At 74.6% G+C, this 7,257-nt stretch carries 8 protein-coding genes and 1 pseudogene; 8 read left to right on the top strand and 1 reads right to left on the bottom strand.

Going from position 1 to position 7,257, the window contains the following annotated elements; all coding sequences use genetic code 11:
* From NCC78_RS24800 to NCC78_RS24770, 7 genes and pseudogenes are all read left to right on the top strand, one after another.
* The coding region (locus NCC78_RS24800; protein WP_250797393.1) for an efflux RND transporter periplasmic adaptor subunit at positions 1 to 602 on the top strand (602 nt) is incomplete at its 5' end.
* A 31-nt stretch (positions 603 to 633) separates the two neighbouring features.
* Positions 634 to 1,503, top strand: a pseudogene (locus tag NCC78_RS24795) (ABC transporter ATP-binding protein); the annotation flags it as partial.
* A gap of 221 nt (positions 1,504 to 1,724) precedes the next feature.
* Complete coding sequence (locus tag NCC78_RS24790; protein WP_250797392.1) at positions 1,725 to 2,909, top strand: ABC transporter permease; 1,185 nt, start codon at positions 1,725 to 1,727, stop codon at positions 2,907 to 2,909.
* 215 nt (positions 2,910 to 3,124) lie between these two features.
* Entirely contained in the window at positions 3,125 to 3,334 is a 210-nt protein-coding gene (locus tag NCC78_RS24785; RefSeq protein WP_250797390.1) for a helix-turn-helix domain-containing protein, read from the top strand.
* A gap of 219 nt (positions 3,335 to 3,553) precedes the next feature.
* Complete coding sequence (locus tag NCC78_RS24780) at positions 3,554 to 3,655, top strand: 30S ribosomal protein bS22 (protein WP_007465623.1); 102 nt, start codon at positions 3,554 to 3,556, stop codon at positions 3,653 to 3,655.
* A 120-nt stretch (positions 3,656 to 3,775) separates the two neighbouring features.
* Positions 3,776 to 4,849 (top strand): NAD-dependent epimerase/dehydratase family protein, encoded by a 1,074-nt coding sequence (locus tag NCC78_RS24775; RefSeq protein ID WP_250797389.1) that lies wholly within the window; start codon positions 3,776 to 3,778, stop codon positions 4,847 to 4,849.
* A 206-nt stretch (positions 4,850 to 5,055) separates the two neighbouring features.
* Positions 5,056 to 5,931, top strand: a complete 876-nt coding sequence (locus NCC78_RS24770) for a lysophospholipid acyltransferase family protein (RefSeq protein WP_250797394.1) — start codon at positions 5,056 to 5,058, stop codon at positions 5,929 to 5,931.
* A gap of 167 nt (positions 5,932 to 6,098) precedes the next feature.
* Here the strand turns inward: NCC78_RS24770 and NCC78_RS24765 are convergent, their stop codons facing one another.
* A complete protein-coding gene (locus NCC78_RS24765) occupies positions 6,099 to 6,974 on the bottom strand; it encodes an HAD family hydrolase (RefSeq protein WP_250797388.1) in 876 nt (291 codons plus the stop codon).
* Between the two features lie 55 nt (positions 6,975 to 7,029).
* Between NCC78_RS24765 and NCC78_RS24760 the strand changes: the two genes are divergently transcribed.
* The coding region (locus NCC78_RS24760; RefSeq protein ID WP_250797386.1) for a hypothetical protein at positions 7,030 to 7,257 on the top strand (228 nt) is incomplete at its 3' end.

The following is a 7,257-nucleotide window of genomic DNA, read 5'->3' as shown; positions in this document are numbered from 1 at the left end:
TGGACCCGTCGGCGCTCGGCCCCGCGCCGGCCGGCCCGCCGCCCGGGGTGGACGTCGCGGTGCCGGTCGGTGGCCGGGTCACCGCCGGGACTCCCGTGCTGACCATCGTGGACACCGGCGAGCTGGGACTGCTCGCCGAGGTCGACGAGACCGACGTGCTGCTGGTGAAGGTGGGCCTCACCGCCGCCGTCGAGTTGGACGCGGTGACCGGGGCGACGTACGAGGCGACGGTGCGTTCGGTGGACGTGCTGCCCAGCACCTCGGCGCGGGGCGGGGTCAGCTACCGGGTACGGCTCTCGCTCGGCGCGGGCCGGCTCGGTGAGGCGGAGCCGGCGCCCACGCCGCGTCCCGGCATGAACGCCGTGGTGCGGTTGCGGGTCCGCGAGGCCGCCGACGCGGTGACCGTGCCCGCCTCGGCCGTCTTCTCCGCCGACGGGCGGGACGCGGTCTGGGTGGTCCGGGAGGGCAGGGCCGAGCGGGTCCCGGTCAGCGTCGGCGTGCAGGGCCAAGACCTGGTGCAGATCGTCAGCGGCGTGCAGGCCGGCGACCGGGTGGTGGTACGCGGGGCCGACCAGGTCCGCGACGGCCAGGAACTGCGGTGACCTGCCGCCCACGGGAGCCCGGAGCGGCCCGGTGACCGGGTCGCCGGCGGCGATCGAGGCGGTCGACGTGTCCCGCACGTACGAACTCGACGGGGTCTCCGTGCCCGCCCTGCGCGGGGTGTCGCTGACCGTCGCGCCGGGGGACTACGTGGCGCTGGTCGGGCCCTCCGGTTCCGGCAAGTCCACCCTGATGCACCTGCTCGGCGGGCTGGACCGGCCGACCGGGGGCCGGCTGGTGATCGGCGGCCGGGAGGTGGCGAGGCTCTCCGCCCCGGAGCTGGCCGCGTTGCGCAACGAGACCATCGGCTTCGTCTTCCAGGCGTTCCACCTGCTGCCGCGTACCTCCGCGGTGGACAACGTGGCGCTTCCCCTGGTCTACCGGGGCGTCGGCGCCCGGCAGCGGCGCGAGCGGGCGGCCGCGATGCTCGGCCGGGTGGGCCTCGGGCACCGGTTGGACCATCGGCCCAACCAGCTCTCCGGCGGCGAGCAGCAGCGGGTGGCGATCGCCCGGGCGCTGGTCACGGACCCGACGGTGCTGCTCGCCGACGAGCCGACGGGCAACCTGGACAGCGTGACCGGCGCGGCGGTGCTGGAGCTGCTGGAACGCCTCAACACCGAGTCGGGGGTGGCCCTGGTGATGGTCACCCACGATCACGAGGTGGCCGCCCGGGCCCGCCGGCGGATCGCGATGCGCGACGGCGTGGTGGTTTCCGACAGCGCCGCCGGGGACGCGGGCGCCGCCCGCCAGCCTCATGATCGACCGCTGTCCGGCGACGCCGGGCGACCTGACACACTGGTGCCCGCTCCCAGCGCGGAGCCCCGGTCCGCGTCCGGAAGCGGCCCGGGGCACCCGCCCGGTGGCTCCGGCGGCGCCGCCGGAGCCACCGGGCGCCTTCCGCACCCGGGTTCCCCGTCCGGGCCCGACGCCGGGCAGGCGGGGCGCGACCCGCGCCCGGGCACTTTCGCCGACGCCGAGGCCAACCGGGCGACCACTCCCGGGGACGTCGACGCGGACGCCGACGCCAAGCGGGCGGCCACTACCGCGGACGCCGACGCCGATGTCCACACCGTCCGGGCGGCCGGTCCGGCCGACGGCGACGCCGACCGGGGCGGGGTCCGCCCGTGAGGGTGGCGGAGGCCTGGCGGGTGGCGCTGGACGCGCTCCGGGCCAACCGGCTGCGCAGCGCGCTGACCATGCTCGGGGTGATCATCGGGGTCGCCTCGGTGGTGATCCTGGTGTCCATCGGCACCGGCACCAAGCAGAAGGTCGAGCAGCAGGTCGAGGGGCTCGGCTCCAACCTGCTGCTGGTGGTTCCCGGCCGGCTGGACGTGGGCGCCGCCCCGGCGGTCTCGCCGCTGACCCTGGACGACGTGGACGCGGTCTCCCGGGTCGTCGGTGACCCCGACCGGGTCGCCGTCACGGTCACCTCCGGCGCCACCGTACGGGCCGGCGCCCGGGCCGACTTCAGCACCGTGCAGGGGGTGCTGGAGACCACCCCGTCGGTGTTCACCCGCGAGCTGGCCCGGGGGCGCTACCTGACCGGCTCCGACGTGGACACCAGCCGCCGGGTGGCGGTACTCGGCGCCTCGGTGGCACGCGCGCTCTTCCCCGACCGGGACCCGGTCGGTCAGCAGGTCACCGTCGCCGGGGTGCGGTTCCGGGTGATCGGCGTCTTCGCCCCGCTCGGCCAGAGCCTCGGCGTGGACCGGGACGACGAGGTGCACGTCCCGGTGACCGCCGCGCAGCGGCTCTACGGCACCCAGCGGATCGACGGGATCGCGGTGAAGGCGCCGGACCGGGAGCGGATCGACGAGCTGGGCGACCGGATCGTGGCCGAACTGACCCGCCGGCACCCGGGCACCGAGTTCAGCGCGGTCACCCAGGAGCAGATCCTCGGCGTGCTCGGGGACATCCTGGGGATCCTCACCGGCGTGCTGGCCGCGATCGCGGGGATCTCCCTGCTGGTCGGCGGCGTCGGCGTCTCCAACATCATGCTCGTGTCGGTGCGCGAGCGGACCCGCGAGATCGGCCTGCGCAAGGCGGTCGGCGCCCGGCCCCGGGACATCGGCGTGCAGTTCCTGCTGGAGGCGGTGCTGCTCACCTCCATCGGCGGGCTGACCGGGATGGCGCTGGGCGTCGGCACGGCCCTGCTGGTGGACGCGGTCTCGCCGATCCCGGCGGCGATCACCTGGTGGTCGCTGGCGCTCGCGTTCGGGGTCTCGGCCGCGGTCGGGATCGTCTTCGGGGTGGTTCCCGCGCAGCGGGCCGGCCGGCTCGACCCGGTGGTCGCGCTGCGGGCGGAGTGACCGCGAGGGCGGCGAAGCGGACGGCCGGCGCGCCAGGTCGGATAGCGGCACCGACCGCCGGCCCTGCGTGTTGGCGATTTCGGGTTCAGTTGCAAGAAGGGATCGCGCCGGTCACAGCGGCCCCGCTACGGTACTGGTAACACGCGCGTAGCCGGTCCGGCCGGGGAGGATCCCGTCCGGTGGCACGCGCCGGGCATGGGATGGGTCGGTGAGCCATGGCCGGGTCGCAGTCCGACGGTCGGCTGTCGGAGGTCAAGTTCCTGACCGTCGCCGAGGTGGCGACGGTCATGCGGGTGTCGAAGATGACGGTCTACCGCCTGGTGCACAGCGGTGACCTCACCGCGGTCCGGGTCGGCCGGTCCTTCCGGGTGCCCGAGCACGCCGTGCACGAGTACCTGCGGGGCGCCTTTCAGGAAACCGCCTGAGCCACCCCCGGGTGGCCCGCCGAGTGCGACGTAACGGGCATCGACGGGGGCGCGTTGGTCCTGCTGACGCTCTCCGGCTACCCTGGACCCCGACCGTGACCGCAGGTGCGCCCCGCCGCTTACCCCGCTGGCCCGGTCCGTTGTCCGCAAGGATCGCCGGCGCCGCCCGAGGGTGGTGTCATCCGGTCCGCCCCGCACGTTGCATCGAAAGGCTGTCGTATGGGCTCGGTGGTCAAGAAGCGCCGCAAGCGCATGGCTAAGAAGAAGCACCGCAAGCTGCTGCGCAAGACCCGCGTCCAGCGTCGCCGTCTCGGCAAGTGACCGGGGCCGGGCTGCGGCCCGGCACCCGTCGTCACTTGCCAACTGTCGACCCTCGGAGGCTCAGGTGATCAGGCCGTGGATGTCCCGGCTCGATCCGGCCTGCCGAGGGAGGTGCGACACATGACCCCCGGTGGCACCCCAGGTGCACCGGGGGTCGTCGTCGTCACCGGGGTCAGTCGTTACCTCGGCGCACACGTCGCCGCCCGGCTCGCCGCCGATCCGCGGATCGAACGGGTCATCGGCGTGGACCCCCCGGACCCGGGCGCCGAGTTCACCGACCTGCTCGACCGGGTCGAGCGGGTCCGGGTCGACGTCGGCTCGCTCGGCGGCCTCCTCGCCGACCTCGACGTCGACGCCGTGGTCCACCTCGCCCTGGTCAGCTCCCCGGACCCGCAGCACGGCGGCCGGTCGGCGATGAAGGACCAGAACGTCATCGGCACGATGCAGCTGCTCGCCGCCTGCCAGCGGGCGCCGCGGCTGCGCAAGCTCGTGGTCCGCTCCTCGACCGCCGCGTACGGCGCGTCGTTCCGGGACCCGGCCGTCTTCACCGAGGAGACCGAGCCGCGCGAGGTGCCGCGCGGCGGGTTCGCCCGTGACATCCTCGACATCGAGGGCTACGTCCGCGGGTTCCGTCGCCGCCGGCCGGACGTCACCGCCACCGTGCTGCGCTTCGCGCCGTTCATCGGCTCGACCGCCGACACCACCCTCACCCGCTACTTCTCCCAGCCGCTGGTGCCCACCGTGTTCGGCCGCGATCCCCGGTTGCAGTTCCTGCACTTCGACGACGCGCTGGAGGTGCTGCACCGGTCGATCGTCGAGGACCACCCCGGCACCTACAACGTCGCCGGCCCCGGCGTGCTGGCGCTGTCCCAGGCGATCCGGCGGGCCGGCCGGGTCGCCGTGCCGGTGCTGGAGCCCGGCCTCTCCGGGGCCGCCGCGCTCGCCCGAAACCTCGGCTTCGGCCGCTACGGCCTGGATCAGGTCGACCTCTTCGTGCACGGCCGGGTCGTCGACACCACCCGGCTGGAGCAGGAGTACGGCTTCACGCCCCGCTCCACCGCCGCCGCGTTCGAGGACTTCATCCACGCCCACCACGGCGGGGTGGTGGTGAGCCGGAACCAGTTGGCGATCGCCGAGCAGCTCGTCCTGGAGGGCATCCGGCAGGTCCGGGCAGCCGTGCGGGAGCGGTCGTGACGGGTCCCGAGGAGCAGCGCGACCGCCGGTACGACGTACCGCTGAGCGTCGCCTCGCCGGGGGCGGGGCCGGCGCGGACCAACGGACACCGCCCCGCCGCGACCGCCGACGAGCCCGACACGGCCGCGACGGACGAGCCGGTGGGCGCCGACGTGCCGAACGCCACGGTGACCGGGGTGACGCCGCGCGGGGCCGGGCGGGCGCCGGTGCCCGACGGGCCGGCGGTGCCGGACCGGCCGGGCGACCACTGGGACCGAAAGGTCGCCGGCGGCCTGGCGTTCCTGCGCCGGCGGCTCTCCGGCGACTACGAGGTGGACGAGTTCGGCTTCGACCCGCAGATCACCGAGTCGGTCTTCCACCCGCTGCTGCGGCTGCTCTACCGGGACTGGTTCCGCACCGAGGTCACCGGCCTGGAGCACGTACCCGCCGACGGTGCCGGCCTGGTGGTGGGCAACCACTCGGGCACGGTGGCGCTGGACGCGCTGATCCTCTCGGCCGCCCTGCACGACCAGCACCCGGCCCGCCGCTACCTGCGGCTGCTCGGCGCGGACCTGGTCTTCCGGATGCCGGTGGTCTCCGAGATCGCCCGCAAGACCGGCGGCACGGTCGCCTGCAACCCGGACGCCGAGCGGCTGCTCGGCAACGGTGAGCTGGTCGGCGTCTTCCCGGAGGGCTTCAAGGGCATCGGCAAGCTCTACTCCGAGCGCTACAAGCTGCAACGCTTCGGCCGGGGCGGGTTCGTCTCGGCGGCGCTGCGCACCGGCACCCCGATCGTGCCGGTCGCCATCGTCGGCGGCGAGGAGACCTATCCGATGCTCGCCGACATCAAGCCCCTGGCGCGGCTGCTCAAGCTGCCCTACTTCCCGGTCACGCCGACCTTTCCCTGGCTGGGGCCGCTGGGCATGGTGCCGCTGCCGAGCAAGTGGCTGATCGAGTTCTGCCCGCCGATCCCCACCGCGCACCTCACCGACTCCGCCGACGATCCGCTGGTGGTGTTCAACCTCGCCGACCAGGTGCGGGAGACCATCCAGCAGACCCTGCACAAGCTGCTGGAACGCCGCCCGGACCCGTTCGGCCCCTGACCGGCCCCGTGCCCTGCCGCCGACGGTCGCGCCGGCGCCGGTGAACGCGACGACGGTCGTTCCGCCCCGCACTTCCCGGAGATCCGCGCGCTTTCGCGGGGAGATGTCGCCTCCCGGGCGCCGGCAGCGGCACCTTCCCCGACGTGCCGGCCGGCGGGCGGGTGGAGTCAGTCGGCGCGACGGCGGCGGTGCAGCGCCATCCCGGCGGTCACTGCCCCGGCGACCAGGCCGGCCGCCGCCGTGGAGGGTACGGCGATCTTGGCCGCCCGCCGGCCGGTGCGGAAGTCCCGGACCTCCCAGCCGAGCTGGCGGGCCTGCCGCAGCAGGGTGCCGTCCGGGTTGACCGCGACGGCCCGCCCGACCGTGGAGAGCATCGGCAGGTCGTTGGCGGAGTCGCTGTAGGCCGCGCACCGGGTCAGGTCCAGTCCCTCGACGGTGGCGAGCTGGGTGACCGCCTCGGCCTTGGCCGGCCCGTGCATCAGGTCCCCGACCAGCCGCCCGGTGTACGCGCCGTCGACGATCTCGGCGACCGTGCCGATGGCGCCGGTGAGGCCCAGCCGGGCGGCGATCACCCGGCCGATCTCCACCGGGGCGGCGCTGACCAGCCAGACCCGCTCGCCGGTGTCGAGGTGGCGCTGCGCAAGCCGGCGGGTGCCGCCCCAGATCCGGGGTGCCATCAACTCGTCGAAGATCTCCTCGGCGAGGCGTTCCACGTCGCTGACCCGCCAGCCCTCGATGAAGGCGAGGGCGGCCTCCTTGGCCTGTGACATGTCGCCGGCGTGCTCGGTGGCGAGCAGCCGGAACCGCAGCTGCTGCCAGGCGAAGCGGGCCAGGTCGGAGGTGGTGAAGTAGTTGCGGGCGGCGAGTCCGCGGGCGAACCAGTAGATCGACGCGCCCTGCATCATCGTGTTGTCCACGTCGAAGAAGGCCGCCGCGGTGGGATCGGGCTCCGGGGGAGCCACGGACGCCAGGTCGGTCTCCGCCCAACCGGCGGTGTGACCGTGAGCGTCGGTGCTGATCGTCACCCTGCGACTGCGGGCCACGCGACCTCCCTCCGCTCGACCAACGCGACGTGTGCCTCCCCGCGAGGGTAGCCGGGTGCCGGGAACCGACCGTCGGGCGGCGGAAGAACTGTGGCGTGGACGGCTGCTCTCCGGTGCCTGGCGGGAGGCGGACCGGCGAGGTCGTGCCGCCGGCCGGCGCGGTCAGCGGTCGCCGGGGCAGGTGGCCGGGGCCGGGCCGAGCGCGTCGCTGCCGACGGTGCGCCATGATCCGCATCTCGATCTGGCTGTAGTCGGCGGTGAGCAGGCACTCGTAGCCCTCCCC

Origin of the sequence: Micromonospora phytophila, assembly GCF_023656545.1 — a bacterium.
GTDB classification, from domain to species: Bacteria; Actinomycetota; Actinomycetes; order Mycobacteriales; family Micromonosporaceae; genus Micromonospora; species Micromonospora phytophila.
Note: the sequence above shows the minus strand (reverse complement) of the source record. Positions and strands in the feature narration are given on the sequence as shown.